The organism is Streptomyces sp. NPDC030893 (assembly GCF_055571535.1).
Window position 1 is genome coordinate 1 of the sequence record NZ_JBVIFC010000021.1, and the last position, 14511, is coordinate 14511.

A 14511-nucleotide genomic window follows, 5' to 3' on the forward strand; every position below is an offset into this window, starting at 1 on the left:
GCCGGGACGGATCCCCCCCCCCCCCCCCCCTTCTCTCCCCCCCCCCCCCCCCCCCCCCCCCCCCCCCCCCCCCCCCCCCCCCCCCCCCCACACCGGTGGGGCGTCGGGACAGCACAGGACCCCGGAACCGGCGCAGGGGTCCCGGGGCCCGGTCAGGGAGCGGGGCCGTGGCCGGACCCGCGCGGTGCTCAGACGCGGCGCAGTACGGCCACCACCTTGCCGAGAATGGTCGCGTCGTCGCCGGGGATCGGCTCGTAGGCGGCGTTGTGCGGCAGCAGCCACACATGGCCGTCCTCGCGCTTGAAGCGCTTGACCGTCGCCTCGCCGTCGAGCATCGCCGCCACGATGTCGCCGTTCTCCGCGACCGGCTGGCGGCGGACCGTGACCCAGTCACCGTCGCAGATCGCGGCCTCGATCATGGAGTCGCCGACGACCTTCAGCACGAACAGCTCACCGTCACCGACGAGCTGCCGGGGCAGGGGGAAGACGTCCTCGACGGACTCCTCGGCGAGGATCGGGCCACCGGCGGCGATACGGCCGACCAGCGGCACGTAGGACGCGGCCGGCTTGCCGGCGGTGTCGGTGGGCTGCACCGAGGCGGCCTGGTCGGAGCCGCGCACCTCGTACGCCCGGGGGCGGTGCGGGTCGCGGCGCAGGAAGCCCTTGCGCTCGAGCGCCATGAGCTGGTGGGCCACCGAGGAGGTGCTGGAGAGGCCGACCGCCTGGCCGATCTCGCGCATCGACGGCGGGTACCCCCGTCGCTGCACCGAGTCCCTGATGACCTCGATCACCCGGCGCTGGCGGTCGGTGAGTCCCGAGCTGTCCGCCCGGATGCCGGGAGGTCGGCCCGGCAGGGAGCGCTTGGGCCCCTCGGGATTCGTGGCTTCGTTCATCGCGTGCACCGGCTCGAGCCGGCCCGGGGAGCGGTCCTGGGCGGTGATGGCGGCACTGTCTGCGGTGGTGGTCACGTCGGCCCCTCTCGATGGTCTCCCTGCAGCACAACGGTAGTAGCTTTCGAAAGGTTGCGCCAAACACACGTTCGAGTGAAAAATCGCGAATTGCGGTACGCGATCTCTCGGCGCGGTGTATTGGTCGCCCCGCTCCCGGCCGGACAAACGGGCTTATTGTTGTACTCTTCACCGCCGAGGTGATGACCTCCCGGGGTGCCGGGCCCAGTCTGCCATCGGGTGTCGCTCCGGGCGGGAAGCGGCCCCCGCTCTCTTCCCGAGTCGCACACCTCCTCCTCCCCGGGGGCGCGGGATCTTCCCCTCGCAGGGCGCCCCGCCCCGTTGTCCACGCGACACGCGTGCAGGGCATGAATGTATGAGCCAATCCCCACATGTAGTGGTTGGATTGCGACGGCAGCCCAGAAGTTGTGGTCCCCCGGGTCTTCGCACCCTCCGCGATCGCCTATGCTGGTGCTGCTTCGTGAGGCCCCTGAGGCCCAGCGAGGCCGTTGAGTCTGCTGTGAGGAGGGTTGGGAATTCATGCACTGCCCCTTCTGCAGGCACCCCGACAGCCGAGTCGTCGACAGCCGTACGACCGACGACGGCACGTCGATCCGCAGGCGCCGCCAGTGTCCGGACTGCTCCCGTCGTTTCACGACCGTGGAGACGTGTTCGCTCATGGTGGTCAAGCGGTCCGGAGTCACCGAGCCGTTCAGCCGCACCAAGATCATCAATGGTGTGCGCAAGGCCTGCCAGGGGCGGCCCGTCACCGAGGACGCCCTCGCCCAGCTCGGCCAGCGGGTCGAGGAGGCGGTGCGGGCCACCGGAAGCGCCGAGCTGACCACCCACGACGTGGGGCTGGCCATACTCGGCCCGTTGCAGGAACTCGACCTCGTCGCCTATCTGCGGTTCGCGTCCGTCTACCGGGCGTTCGACTCGCTCGAGGACTTCGAGGCCGCGATCGCGGAACTCCGGCAGGCGGAACGGCCCGCCGAGGGCGACGGGGACGGCGACGGGGCCGTTCCGGGGAGCCAGGAAGACGACGGCGGGCCCGGAGGGACTGCCCAGGTCCCCCAGCCCGCCCCCGCCGCCGGCTGACCGGCGGGCCGGCCCCGGACGCCGGAAGGCGGGGACCGGCCGGGCGGCGGCGATGAGAAGACCTGTTGCGGGCAGGCGAGTGGGTGCCCGCAGCACCAGACAGAACACCGTGCCACGGGAACAATCGGGGCACTTCAGGGCGTTTTTGCCCGTACAGGGAGGCGGCATGACAGAGACGGCGAGCGGTCCGGCACGGAGTTCCCGAGCCAAGAGCAACAAGGCCGGCAAGGGACTGCGTGTCGAGCGCATTCACACCACCCCTGGAGTCCACCCCTACGACGAGGTGGCCTGGGAGCGCCGTGACGTCGTGATGACCAACTGGCGCGACGGCTCGGTCAACTTCGAGCAGCGCGGCGTGGAGTTCCCCGACTTCTGGTCGGTGAACGCGGTCAACATCGTCACCAGCAAGTACTTCCGCGGTGCCGTGGGCACCCCGCAGCGCGAGACCGGCCTCAAGCAGCTGATCGACCGGATCGTGAAGACGTACCGGAAGGCCGGTGAGGACCACAAGTACTTCGCCTCGCCCGCCGACGCCGAGATCTTCGAGCACGAGCTGGCGTACGCCCTCCTGCACCAGATCTTCAGCTTCAACAGCCCCGTCTGGTTCAACGTGGGCACGCCCCAGCCGCAGCAGGTCTCCGCCTGCTTCATCCTGTCCGTCGACGACTCCATGGAGTCGATCCTCGACTGGTACAAGGAAGAGGGCATGATCTTCAAGGGCGGCTCCGGTGCCGGCCTGAACCTCTCCCGGATCCGCTCCTCCAAGGAGCTCCTCTCCTCCGGCGGCAACGCCTCCGGCCCGGTCTCCTTCATGCGCGGAGCCGACGCCTCCGCCGGAACGATCAAGTCCGGTGGCGCCACCCGCCGCGCCGCCAAGATGGTCGTCCTCGACGTGGACCACCCGGACATCGAGGGGTTCATCGAGACCAAGGTCAAGGAAGAGGAGAAGATCCGCGTCCTGCGCGACGCGGGCTACGACATGGACCTGGGCGGCGACGACATCGCCTCCGTCCAGTACCAGAACGCCAACAACTCGGTCCGCGTCAACGACGAGTTCATGCGGGCGGTCGAGGAGGGCGGCAAGTTCGGCCTGCGCGCCCGGATGACCGGCGAGGTCATCGAGGAGGTCGACGCCAAGGCGCTCTTCCGCAAGATCGCCGAGGCCGCGTGGGCGTGCGCCGACCCGGGCATCCAGTACGACGGCGTCATCAACAACTGGCACACCTGCCCCGAGTCCGGCCGGATCACCGCGTCGAACCCGTGCAGCGAGTACATGCACCTGGACAACACGTCCTGCAACCTGGCCTCGCTGAACCTGATGAAGTTCCTCAAGGACGACGGCCGGGGCAACCAGTCCTTCGAGACCGAGCGGTTCCAGAAGGTCGTCGAGCTGGTCATCACCGCGATGGACATCTCGATCTGCTTCGCGGACTTCCCGACCCAGAAGATCGGCGAGAACACCCGCGCCTTCCGCCAGCTCGGCATCGGCTACGCCAACCTCGGCGCCCTGCTGATGGCGACCGGCCACGCCTACGACTCCGACGGCGGCCGCGCCCTCGCCGGTGCCATCACCTCCCTGATGACCGGCACGGCGTACCGGCGCTCCGCCGAACTCGCCGCGATCGTGGGCCCGTACGACGGCTACGCCCGCAACGCCGACGCACACAAGCGCGTCATGAAGCAGCACGCCGACGCCAACGGCACGGCCGTGCGCATGGACGACCTGGACACCCCGGTGTGGGCCGCCGCCACCGAGGCCTGGCAGGACGTGGTCCGCCTCGGCGACAAGAACGGCTTCCGCAACGCCCAGGCGTCCGTGCTCGCCCCGACCGGCACCATCGGTCTGGCGATGTCCTGCGACACCACCGGTGTCGAGCCGGACCTGGCGCTGGTCAAGTTCAAGAAGCTGGTCGGCGGCGGCTCGATGCAGATCGTCAACGGCACCGTCCCGCAGGCCCTGCGCCGCCTGGGCTACCAGGAGGAGCAGATCGAGGCGATCGTCGCCCACATCGCCGACCACGGCAACGTGATCGACGCCCCCGGTCTCAAGCAGGAGCACTACGAGGTGTTCGACTGCGCCATGGGCGAGCGGGCCATCTCCCCGATGGGCCACGTCCGCATGATGGCCGCGATCCAGCCCTGGATCTCCGGTGCCATCTCCAAGACGGTCAACATGCCGGAGTCGGCGACCGTCGAGGAGGTCGAGGAGATCTACTTCGAGGCCTGGAAGCTCGGCGTCAAGGCGCTGGCGATCTACCGCGACAACTGCAAGGTCGGCCAGCCGCTCTCCGCGAAGACCAAGGAGAAGGAGAAGGCCGAGGTCACGGAGAAGGCCGAGGAGACGATCCGCGCCGCGGTCGAGAAGGTGGTCGAGTACCGCCCGGTCCGCAAGCGGCTCCCCAAGGGCCGTCCCGGCATCACCACCTCCTTCACGGTCGGTGGCGCCGAGGGTTACATGACCGCCAATTCCTACCCGGACGACGGTCTCGGCGAGGTCTTCCTGAAGATGTCGAAGCAGGGCTCCACCCTCGCGGGCATGATGGACGCCTTCTCCATCGCCGTCTCCGTGGGCCTCCAGTACGGCGTGCCGCTGGAGACGTACGTCTCGAAGTTCACCAACATGCGCTTCGAGCCGGCCGGTATGACGGACGACCCGGACGTGCGGATGGCGCAGTCGATCGTCGACTACATCTTCCGCCGCCTGGCGCTGGACTTCCTGCCCTTCGAGACGCGTTCCGCACTCGGCATCCACTCCGCCGAGGAGCGTCAGCGTCACCTGGAGACCGGTTCGTACGAGCCGTCCGACGAGGAGCTCGACGTCGAGGGCCTGGCCCAGTCGGCGCCGCTGGCCCAGGAACTGAAGGCGGTCGCCGCGCCGAAGGCCGAGGCCGAGCCGGCCAAGCCCGCGCCCAAGCAGGCCCACACCAGCGCCGAGCTGGTCGAGATGCAGCTGGGCATCCAGGCGGACGCCCCGCTGTGCTTCTCCTGCGGTACGAAGATGCAGCGGGCCGGTTCCTGCTACATCTGCGAGGGCTGCGGCTCGACGAGCGGCTGCAGCTGACACCGGTCACAGCCCGGGCGTGATGTCGCCCGGCCAGGGCGGTGGGGCCGGTTTCCGGCGCCACCGCCCTCGGCGTATCCGCGCTGCCGGGCGGTCGCGTGCGCCCAGCCGGGGAGACCGAGAGGCTTGTCGCGGAGGGGGCGGCGGTGGCAGGATTCCGGCCATGATCAAAAGAATCGAGTCCGCCACCCACCGGTGAGCGGCACGCCCGGGACCGGACTGTCCGATACCCGCACCCCCTTGTTCCTGCACGCCCTCCGGCTGCACCGTCTGACGCCGGACGAGCCCCTCTTCCGCGGCGGAGAGCCCTTCCCCGGCACGGAGCGGCGCCGACAGCGGACGCGGCCGTCCGACCTGGACCGCGGAAGCGTCGAGGCCGCCGGGATCCTCGCCGACTTTTTCCTCGACGCCCGCATGCCGCCCCATCGGCTGGCCCTCGCGCTCCGCGACGTCCCGTCGCACTCCCGGCACGACGAGCGCATCGCGGCCGTCGCCCGCGGAGCACCGGCGGCCAGGGCCCGGGAAACCGGACGGTGGCTGGTCAGACACGGGACCGACCTCGCTCCGGTGGCCGTCGGGCTCGCGCTGCTCGCCGAGACCGCCACGGCGGGTGACATTCCCCGGATCCAGACCATCGGCCTCCTGTCGAACGCCTTCGGACCTCTGGCGGTACGCGCCCTGGACCGCCTGCCGGGTGGGGTCGAGGCACTGATCTGGCTCGCCGACCGGGTCACCGCCTGGGGACGCGTCCACGCGGTGGACGCGCTCATCCGGCACGTGGACGACCACCCGGCCGTCCGGCCGTGGCTGCTGCGCGGAGCCGTGGACGGCGATCATCTCAACGGCTACTTCGCCGCCCAGGTCGCGCGCGTCACCCTCCTCCACGAGGTCATCGGGTGGTGCGGGGACGACGCCGAGGTCGTGGACCACACGGGCCGCATCCTCCACGTCATGAAGTACTGCGAGGGAATGGGCACTTCTCTGCGCCACTACCCGCACGCGCTCACGGTGCTGGAGGCCCACGCCGGCCACATCGCGAAGCTGGGGCCGACAGCCGGGCGCTACTTCGCGGCGGCGAGCGTCGCCCAGTACCTGACCGCTCAGGCACCTGCCTGGTCCGACGACGCCGAGGACAAGCGGCGTTGGGACGCGGTCCGGACGTCGTATCTGACCCTGGTCGACCGTGCGGACTGGTGCCGGACCGCGCGGGAGGGCCTGGCGGCCGGGGACTGGCGGATGACGTGGCTCGCGGAGTCCATGGCACCGGAACTCGACCTGCGCGCCTTCCGCGACGAAGGGCCGAACGCCTGAGGGCGGTGGCACCGGAACGCCGGTGCCACCCCCGGCGTTCCACGGTGCCGGGCCCCGCGCGGAGTCCGCCTCGTCAGCCCGGGCGCCGGGCACCCATCGCGCGGGTGAAGTCCGCGGGGTCGCCCTCGAAGCCGTGGACCCCGGGCCGGAACTCCCACGGGCCCGTTCCCTCGCGGACAAACTCCGCGACCGTCGCGGCCGTGGCCCCCGGGACGCCGCCGAAGTCGTCCTCGACCAAAACGGTGTATCCCTCACGGATGCGCAGACCGGGGTTGCGCACCCCGGAGAAGGTCCGCCGCGACCGGTGCTGCTGGATGACCACACCGACCACCACGCGCGCGTACCGCTCGTCGAGGCGGGCCAGTTCCAGCGTCATCACCTCGTCGTGACCGAAGCCCTTGCCGTCCTTGCTGTCCCGGTTGAGGATGATGGTGCCGTCGGGGGAACGGCTGTCGAAGTGCACCAGATACGCGGGATCACCGTGCGGGTCACCCGCCGGATAGGGCGCGGCGACGAGGTCCAGGTCGGTGGAGGGTTCACCCGAAGGACTCGGGTCCCACCTCAGTGCGATCTCGACCTTGCCGAAGCCCTTGCTGAGGCCGTTCACCAGTCTTCCCCTTCCCGTGACCGTCCTGCCCGAGTCACCCCAACTGCCGGACGTTCGTGGCAGGTTGTCCATCCTGCCACGTGCGCGGTGACGGAGGCCGGGAAGCAGTCCCCGTGAGAGTGACCGACGCCACGCTCCGGGGCCTTACGATGGCGCGGTGCTGGTCAAGTGGATTCGCTGCACCGTGGTGGACCGCCGCGGGTTCGAGCGGGGGCAGCGGAAGTGGGCGGGGCTTCTGGGGGAGCCGGGGTTTCGGGGGCAGGGCGGGGGCTGGAGCAGGGGGCGGTCCGACGTGGCGCACATCTTCTCCTTCTGGGAGAGCCGCGCCTTCTACGACTCCTTCATGGCGCGCTCCCACGACCGGCTGGCCTCCACCCAGTCGGGCACTTTCAAGGACGCCCAGGTCAGGCTCTTCGATCACCGTTTCGACGTGAAGACCGGGTTCGAGCCGCGCTTCACCGACGCCGACCTGCTCAGAGTGGCCCTGTGCCGGGTCCACGAGGAGCGGGCGGAGCACTTCGTCCTGATGCAGGAGAAGGTCTGGAACCCGGCGATGGCCGGCTCGCCGGGCATGGTCCGGGGGCTGTTCGGCGAGGCGCCCGGGAGCGAGTTCCTGGTGCTGTCGATGTGGCGTTCGGCCGCCGAGCACGGCAAGTACCGCACCGAGCGGGTGGAGCGGCTCGCCCTGCGGGCACAGACGGAGGCCGACGTCGCGGCCCTGGCGGGGGACATCGTCGACATGGAAGCGGCCTGGACGGTCTGAGCCGCGAAGCGTGTGCGTGCGGTGCGGGACCTGTGTGACGTACGCCGTATGGTGCCCGCACGAGTGCCCGTTCGGACGTCACCCGATCTAGGGTCTTGGCATGGCACGACCACGGCGCATCGTCCTTGTCCGGCACGGCGAATCAACGGGCAATGTCGACGACTCCGTCTACGAGCGCGAACCCGACCACGCCCTGGCCCTGACCGAACGGGGCCGGCGGCAGGCGGAGGAGACGGGGCAGCGGCTGCGGAAACTGTTCGGCCACGAGCGCGTCAGCGTCTACGTCTCGCCGTACCGCCGGACGCACCAGACGCTGAGCGCCTTCGGGTTCGACCCGGGGCTGATACGCGTGCGCGAGGAACCGAGGCTGCGCGAGCAGGACTGGGGCAACTGGCAGGACCGCGAGGACGTACGGCTGCAGAAGGCCTACCGGGACGCGTACGGGCACTTCTACTACCGCTTCGCCCAGGGCGAGTCCGGAGCCGACGTCTACGACCGGGTCGGCGGCTTCCTGGAGAGCCTCTTCCGCAGCTTCGAGGCCCCCGACCATCCGCCGAACGTCCTGATCGTCACGCACGGGCTGGCCATGCGGCTGTTCTGCATGCGGTGGTTCCACTGGTCCGTGGCGGAGTTCGAGTCGCTGTCGAACCCGGGGAACGCCGAGATGCGGATGCTCGTTCTGGGGGAGAACGGCAAGTACACTCTCGACCGGCCCTTCGAACGCTGGCGCGAACCGGAACCGTACGGGATCACCGGATAGACAGGGGGTCACGGATAGAGTGGCAGGGCGATGACCGCTGATTCCTCTTCCGCCGGGCGCCTGGAGCGCGCCCTGGCCTGCCTGCGCGGACTGTCCGTGGGCGACGCGCTCGGCTCCCAGTTCTTCGTACCGGTGAACTATCCGCTGCTCAAGCGCCGCGAGCTGCCCCCGGGGCCGTGGCAGTGGACGGACGACACGGAGATGGCCTGTTCCGTCGTCGCCGTCCTGGCCGCGCACCACCGGATCGACCAGGACGCCCTCGCACGTTCCTTCGCCGATCATCACGACTTCGACCGGGGGTACGGGCCCGCGGTCAACCGGCTGTTGCGCCTGGTCCGCGAGGGCGGGGACTGGCGCGAGCTCTCCGCCGCGCTCTTCAACGGGCAGGGGTCCTGGGGCAACGGCGCGGCGATGCGGATCGCGCCGCTGGGCGCCTGGTACGCGGACGACCCGGAGCAGGCCACCCACCAGGCCGAGATCTCCGCCTACCCCACCCATCAGCATCGCGAGGCCGTGGTCGGGGCCATGGCCGTCGCCGCGGCCGCCGCGCTCGCCGCCGCCCCGGGCGGGCCGCCCGGCGCGGGCGCCCTCCTCGACGGTGTCATCGGGCTGGTGCCCGCGCGGAGCGCCGTCGGCGCGGGGCTGCGCCGGGCTCGCGACATGCTCGACTACGGCGACGCGGCGACCGTCGCGGCCGTGCTCGGCTGCGGACGGCGTACGACGGCGCATGACACCGTGCCCTTCGCGCTCTGGTCGGCCGCCCGTTCCCTCGGGGACTACGAGCGGGCCTTCTGGACGACCGCGCAGGTCGGCGGGGACGTCGACACGACGTGTGCGATCGTCGGCGGGGTGGTCGCCGCGGAGAAGGCCGGAGCGCCGCCCGCCGAGTGGGCCGAACAGGTCGAGCCACTGCCCGAGTGGCTGCGGGTCACCGACTGAGACCACGGGGACGGCCGGTCACCCCTCGTGGGTTCCGGGTCCGGGTCGCTGTGGTTCAGAACTCTCCGTGCATCTCGGGAACTCTCCGTGACCGGCCGCTCGTTGTCGGGACAACCACTGTGTGAGGCATGAGGCCCGACGGGTTCGGGCGCCGCGTCCGCCGTGGGTGCCGTGCGGGTGTCGTCGGGTCGGGGAGAGGGGGCGGTAGCCGTGACGACGGGTACGTGGCTTGCGGTGCTGCTCGCTCTCGTGGCCGTGGCGCGGTGCCTCGCGGTCCGGCCCGGCGTTCTCCGGCCCACCCCCGTGGTGTCGGTCGGAGAGCCGCCGGGCCGGACCCGCGGGACCCCTGGCTCAGCCCATGCCGGGTCCGGCCGATCCGGACAGGGCCTCCAGGTCGCTCTTGCGGACCCGGATGACCAGCCACGCGGTGGCCACGGCGAGGACGGCCATCGCGGCGGCCGGGATGAAGGCCGTGGAGATGCCCTCCGCGAGCACCTCGTGCCCCCAGGGCGCGGGCAACTGCTGCGTCCGGGCGAACTCCGCCTTCTGTTCGGCCGTCGCGTCGGCGAGGAAGGACGGGACCTGCTTGTCCGCCTCGTCCCTGCTCGCCGTGCCGAACACCGTCGTCAGGAGGGCCAGGCCCACCGACCCGCCCACCTGCTGGGTGGCGTTCAGGAGCCCGGACGCCGCGCCGGCCTCGTGCTGGGCGACTCCGGAGACGGCGGTGAGGGTCAGCGTCACGAAGTTCAGGCCCATACCGAAGCCGAAGACCAGCATCGGGCCCAGGATGCCGGTGACATAGGAGCTGTCCGAGCTGATCAGCGTCTGCCAGGCCAGACCGGTCGCGGCGAGCGCCGAACCGACCAGCATGAACGGCTTGGGGCCGAACACGGGGAGGAACCGCTGCGACAGACCGGCCCCGAGCGCGATCACGACCGTCACCGGCAGGAAGGCGAGACCGGCCTCGATCGGGGTGTATCCGAGGACGTTCTGTACGAAGAGGACGATGTAGAAGAACATGCCGAACATGGCCGCGGCCAGGCTGAGCATGATCACATACGTGCCCGCGCGGTTGCGGTCGGTGAACATCCGCAGCGGGGTGATCGGTTCCCTGGCCCGGGACTCGATCAGTGCGAAGGCCACCAGCAGTACGACGGCGGCCGCGAAGGAGCCGATGGTCAGGCCGTCCCGCCAGCCTTCCTCCGCCGCGCGGATGAAGCCGTAGACGAGGGAGGCCATACCGGCCGTCGAGGTCACCGCGCCCGCGATGTCGAAGCGGCCGGTGTGGCGCTCGGACTCGTTGATGTACATCGGTGTGAGGACGGCGATCAGCAGGCCGATCGGCACGTTGACGAAGAGCACCCACCGCCAGTCGAGCCACTCGGTGAGCATGCCGCCGGCGAGCAGGCCGATGGCGCCACCACCCGCGGAGACGGCGGCGAAGACGCCGAAGGCCCGATTGCGCTCGGGTCCTTCCGGGAACGTGGTGGTGATGAGCGCCAGCGACGTGGGCGATGCGATGGCACCGCCCACACCCTGCAGTACGCGCGCCGCGAGCAGTTGCCACGGCTCCTGGGCGAACCCGCCGAGCAGCGAGGCGAGGGTGAACAGCAGGATGCCGCTCATGAAGACACGGCGGCGGCCGAGGATGTCGCCCGCGCGGCCGCCGAGCAGGAGCAGACCGCCGAAGGTCAGGGTGTAGGCGCTGACCACCCAGGTGAGGTCGGTGGTGCTGAACTGGAGAGCGTTCTGAATGTGCGGCAGCGCGATGTTCACAATCGTCGCGTCGAGTACCACCATGAGTTGGCAGGCCGCGATGACGGTGAGCGCGATGCCGGGGCGCCCGCCCCGGCGGGCCGCACCTGGCTTCTGGTCCTGAATCAAAGGAGAGGTTGTCACTATGGGTCCCCCACGAGTGCGTCAGTGAACGCTCGCGTTCACTGTTGCGTCAACGGTAGGAGTCCCCGACAGTGAACGCAAGCGTTCACTTATGGAGTTGTCGCTCGGCGCGTCCCCCTCAGTCGCCGTGCGGTATTCACTTCATCCCCGAATGCCCGTTTCCGCTGCTCGTTGGAGAGAGTCAGATGGTTACTTCGAGCTGGGCGGCGGCCCAGGCTCAGACGGCCGCCTCCCGTCGCCGGGGCGCCGTGCTGGAACGCGCGATCCTCGATGCCGCGCTGGAACAGCTCAGCACGGTCGGCTGGAACGGCCTGACGATGGAAGGCGTCGCCACCGCCGCCCAGACCGGCAAGGCCGCCGTCTACCGGCGCTGGCCCTCCAAGGAGGACCTGGTCGCGGACGCCCTGCGGTCCGGGCTGCCGCAGGTCGAGGCCGTGCCCGACCTCGGGAGCGTGCGCGAGGACCTGCTGGACCTGTGCCGGCGGGCGCGCGACGCGATGTTCTCGCCCTCCGGGTTCGCGGTGCGCTCGGTGATTTACGAATGCGACAGCACGCAGGCCGAACGCTTCCACGCCGTCATCTTCGACGGAGTCGTGGAGCCGACCATCAGAATGCTGCGCGAGGTCATCGAGCGCGGAATCCAGCGGGGCGAGGTGCGTCCGGACGCGGCCAACGGCTATGTCTTCGACGCCGTCCCGGCGATGATGATGTACCGGTCGAAGATGTGCGGCAGCGAACTGGCCGACGTCGATCTGGAGGAGATGATCGACCAGTTGATGGTTCCGCTGCTGCGGCACACGGGCGCGTGATCCGCGCGCCGCGCGGATGCCGGCGCCACTCGGGGACCGGGGTGTCGCGCCGCCTGGCGCACGGCGTACGCTAAGGGCGCCATGCCGTACGAACCACCCACCCACACCGTCGAGCGCTCTCTCCGCGCCACGACCGGGGCGAAGGTCATTGCAGGTGTCGACGAGGTGGGTCGCGGCGCGTGGGCCGGTCCCGTCACCGTCTGCGCGGCGATCACCGGACTGCGCCGGCCTCCGCTGGGGCTCACCGACTCCAAGCTCCTCACCGTCAAGCGGCGCACCGAGCTCGCGGAGACACTGCGGACCTGGGTGACCTCGTACGCCCTGGGGCACGCGTCCCCGGAGGAGATCGACGAGCGGGGGATGACCGCGGCGCTGCGGCTGGCGGCGGTGCGCGCGCTGGACGCGCTGCCGGTCCGGCCCGACGCGGTGATCCTCGACGGCAAGCACGACTATCTCGGGTCGCCCTGGCAGGTCCGTACGGTCATCAAGGGCGACCAGTCCTGCGTCGCGGTCGCCGCCGCCTCGGTGATCGCCAAGGTTCAGCGCGACAAAATGATGGCCGAACTGGGCCTCGACCATGCAGACTTCGGTTTTGCGGACAACGCCGGGTATCCGTCACCCGTGCACAAGGCCGCACTGGAGGTCCGGGGACCCACTCCGTACCACCGGTTGTCGTGGGCGTATCTTGATGCGCTGCCCCAGTGGCGGCACCTCAAGAAGGTCCGCAGCTGGGTGGACGGGCCCGTTCCGGAGATCGAGGGCCAGCTCGGCTTCGACTTCTGACCGGCCACTCGTACTCATGTGCCCACCCGGCGGCGCGTGCCGTACCAACGTTTGATAAAAATCAGCTCATGCCTCTCATTCCCGAGGAGCCTCAGATTCACGAGAGTGCCCAGGGTCCCCGCGCCACGCCGGCCAGCGGCCGCACCGCGCCGACCCCCCGCCCCGTACCCGGTCCCCGCCCCGCGGCTCCGTCGCGTCCCGGTCGTCCCGGCCCTCCGCGGCCCGCGCCGCCGGCACAGCGGACGTCGCGTGATGCGGCACCCGCGGCGAAGCCGGCCCCCGCGGCCAGGCCCGCCCCCGCCGCGGCCGCCCCGCAGCTCCAGCTGATCCCGGCCTCGGCCCAGGGGGCGCTCGACGCCGCCGAGGAGGCCGTGGACCTGCTGCTGGACGCGGGACGCGCCCCCGGCGACGTACTGGTGATCACCACCGGTGAGCCGCACCCGTGGGCCACCCACGAACTGTCCTTCGGCGAAGCGTCCTACTGGGCCCAGCACGACGCCGGCGACGATGTCTTCTACACCGACGCCCGGGCCGCGGACCGTGCCGGAGCGCGGCCGGTCGTCGTGGTCGCCGTCAACGGCGGTCCGGAGGCCGCGGCCGCCTCGGCCCTGTCGGCGGCCCACACCCGGGCCGGCGCCCTGCTGATCGTCTGCGGAGACCCGCAGCAGATCAACTCGGTGCTCGGCACGGAGCTCTGACCCGGCGCCACCGCGCTCGGCCGGAAGCCCGGCAGGTGACGCGAACGCCGCGGCGGCGGCGTTCGCACGGCCGTCGCCCCGGCATGCCCGGGGCAGGGCGTGAAGTCCCCGTCGTCTCCGGCGGCCGGGTGCGGACATGCCGTCCGGCCCCGGCCGTACGGGCCGTCCGGACGGTGTCCGCGTGACGTCAGCGTGCCGCCGCGCGGCGCAGCACCTCCGAGGCGGCACCGCCGGTGCGCGGTATTCGGGGCGGTGCCTCGGACATGGCGAACGGCTCCGGTGCCGAGCCCGCGCTGGGGTGGCGGCCGCCACGCCCTTCGCCGAGCACCTGCCAGCCGTCACGGGTCAGCGTGATGTAGGCCCCGCAGCGCAGCCCGTGCAGCGTGCAGGCGTCCCGCAGCCCCCACATCCACGCACCGTCCTCCTGTGTCCAACGGGCGTCGCCGTCACGGCAGTAGAGCAGCACCGCGGTGCGCACCGGGGTGCGGCGGCGCAGGTCGTGCGGGATGACCCGGCGCAGCTGGGCCAGCAGCACGTTGCGGAACATCCAGCCGTCCGCGGAGGCGGCGCGGCGGGTGAACGAGGCGCTCGCCCGCAGGCGTTCGTCCGGGTCCAGCACGGCGACCACCGCGGTCGCCGGACCGGGTCGATGCCGGGCGTGCAGTCCACTGACGACCTCACGCGGACTGCGCAGCAGCGGGATTCCCGCGGCGGCCCACTCCGCAGGCTCGAGCACACGGGTGGCGGAAGCGGCGGACGTCGACAGCGATGCCGCCGAGGACGGAGCGAATCCGAAGGTCACGGTCCTCCCTTCGGCTACGCCCGGACTGCGGGCG

The 14511-nt window shown here is 70.9% G+C and carries 13 protein-coding genes; 9 read left to right on the forward strand and 4 right to left on the reverse strand.

What is annotated here, in order from left to right:
• Nucleotides 1–188 precede the first annotated feature (188 nt).
• On the reverse strand, nucleotides 189–968 hold the full coding sequence (gene lexA / locus ACZ434_RS29210) for a transcriptional repressor LexA (RefSeq protein ID WP_468461054.1): 780 nt from the start codon (nucleotides 966–968) through the stop codon (nucleotides 189–191).
• A 519-nt stretch (nucleotides 969–1487) separates the two neighbouring features.
• Here lexA and nrdR point away from each other — a divergent pair.
• The 3 genes from nrdR to ACZ434_RS29225 all read left to right on the forward strand — a co-directional run bounded on the left by nrdR (nucleotide 1488) and on the right by ACZ434_RS29225 (nucleotide 6417).
• Nucleotides 1488–2045, forward strand: a complete 558-nt coding sequence (nrdR, locus tag ACZ434_RS29215; RefSeq protein ID WP_468461056.1) for a transcriptional regulator NrdR — start codon at nucleotides 1488–1490, stop codon at nucleotides 2043–2045.
• Nucleotides 2046–2211: 166 nt separating this feature from the next.
• Nucleotides 2212–5106 carry a vitamin B12-dependent ribonucleotide reductase gene (locus ACZ434_RS29220; protein ID WP_468461058.1) on the forward strand — a complete coding sequence of 965 codons (2895 nt, stop codon included), beginning with the start codon at nucleotides 2212–2214 and terminating at the stop codon, nucleotides 5104–5106.
• A gap of 240 nt (nucleotides 5107–5346) precedes the next feature.
• Entirely contained in the window at nucleotides 5347–6417 is a 1071-nt protein-coding gene (locus ACZ434_RS29225; RefSeq protein WP_468461060.1) for a hypothetical protein, read from the forward strand.
• A gap of 73 nt (nucleotides 6418–6490) precedes the next feature.
• Here the strand turns inward: ACZ434_RS29225 and ACZ434_RS29230 are convergent, their stop codons facing one another.
• Nucleotides 6491–7024: a TerD family protein gene (locus tag ACZ434_RS29230; RefSeq protein WP_468461062.1), complete on the reverse strand. Its 534-nt coding sequence runs from the start codon at nucleotides 7022–7024 to the stop codon at nucleotides 6491–6493.
• Between the two features lie 157 nt (nucleotides 7025–7181).
• Here ACZ434_RS29230 and ACZ434_RS29235 point away from each other — a divergent pair, with 157 nt between their 5' ends.
• The 3 genes from ACZ434_RS29235 (at nucleotide 7182) to ACZ434_RS29245 (ending at nucleotide 9486) form a co-directional block, all read left to right on the forward strand.
• Nucleotides 7182–7787 carry a YdbC family protein gene (locus ACZ434_RS29235; protein WP_468461064.1) on the forward strand — a complete coding sequence of 202 codons (606 nt, stop codon included), beginning with the start codon at nucleotides 7182–7184 and terminating at the stop codon, nucleotides 7785–7787.
• Between the two features lie 100 nt (nucleotides 7788–7887).
• Nucleotides 7888–8547, forward strand: a complete 660-nt coding sequence (locus ACZ434_RS29240; RefSeq protein WP_468461066.1) for a histidine phosphatase family protein — start codon at nucleotides 7888–7890, stop codon at nucleotides 8545–8547.
• A gap of 30 nt (nucleotides 8548–8577) precedes the next feature.
• Entirely contained in the window at nucleotides 8578–9486 is a 909-nt protein-coding gene (locus ACZ434_RS29245) for an ADP-ribosylglycohydrolase family protein (RefSeq protein ID WP_468461068.1), read from the forward strand.
• Nucleotides 9487–9837: 351 nt separating this feature from the next.
• On the opposite strand, the gene ACZ434_RS29250 is transcribed toward ACZ434_RS29245, so the two are convergent.
• The gene (locus ACZ434_RS29250) at nucleotides 9838–11385 is read right to left on the reverse strand and encodes an MFS transporter (protein ID WP_468461070.1); all 1548 of its coding nucleotides are present in this window, start codon (nucleotides 11383–11385) and stop codon (nucleotides 9838–9840) included.
• A gap of 185 nt (nucleotides 11386–11570) precedes the next feature.
• Between ACZ434_RS29250 and ACZ434_RS29255 the strand changes: the two genes are divergently transcribed.
• The 3 genes from ACZ434_RS29255 (at nucleotide 11571) to ACZ434_RS29265 (ending at nucleotide 13675) form a co-directional block, all read left to right on the forward strand.
• Nucleotides 11571–12194 (forward strand): TetR/AcrR family transcriptional regulator, encoded by a 624-nt coding sequence (locus tag ACZ434_RS29255; RefSeq protein ID WP_468461072.1) that lies wholly within the window; start codon nucleotides 11571–11573, stop codon nucleotides 12192–12194.
• Between the two features lie 81 nt (nucleotides 12195–12275).
• Nucleotides 12276–12977, forward strand: coding sequence for a ribonuclease HII (locus ACZ434_RS29260; RefSeq protein ID WP_468461074.1), 702 nt, complete (start codon nucleotides 12276–12278; stop codon nucleotides 12975–12977).
• A gap of 68 nt (nucleotides 12978–13045) precedes the next feature.
• Entirely contained in the window at nucleotides 13046–13675 is a 630-nt protein-coding gene (locus tag ACZ434_RS29265) for a hypothetical protein (RefSeq protein WP_468461076.1), read from the forward strand.
• Nucleotides 13676–13862: 187 nt separating this feature from the next.
• Here ACZ434_RS29265 and ACZ434_RS29270 read toward each other — a convergent pair whose 3' ends face one another.
• Entirely contained in the window at nucleotides 13863–14477 is a 615-nt protein-coding gene (locus ACZ434_RS29270; RefSeq protein ID WP_468461078.1) for a hypothetical protein, read from the reverse strand.
• Nucleotides 14478–14511: the final 34 nt, after the last annotated feature.

Coding starts and splice junctions, on each gene's coding strand:
- nrdR (WP_468461056.1), top strand. CDS start 1,488: ATGCACTGCCCCTTCTGCAGGCACCCCGACAGCCGAGTCGTCGACAGC.
- ACZ434_RS29220 (WP_468461058.1), top strand. CDS start 2,212: ATGACAGAGACGGCGAGCGGTCCGGCACGGAGTTCCCGAGCCAAGAGC.
- ACZ434_RS29240 (WP_468461066.1), top strand. CDS start 7,888: ATGGCACGACCACGGCGCATCGTCCTTGTCCGGCACGGCGAATCAACG.
- ACZ434_RS29245 (WP_468461068.1), top strand. CDS start 8,578: ATGACCGCTGATTCCTCTTCCGCCGGGCGCCTGGAGCGCGCCCTGGCC.
- ACZ434_RS29255 (WP_468461072.1), top strand. CDS start 11,571: ATGGTTACTTCGAGCTGGGCGGCGGCCCAGGCTCAGACGGCCGCCTCC.
- ACZ434_RS29260 (WP_468461074.1), top strand. CDS start 12,276: ATGCCGTACGAACCACCCACCCACACCGTCGAGCGCTCTCTCCGCGCC.
- ACZ434_RS29265 (WP_468461076.1), top strand. CDS start 13,046: ATGCCTCTCATTCCCGAGGAGCCTCAGATTCACGAGAGTGCCCAGGGT.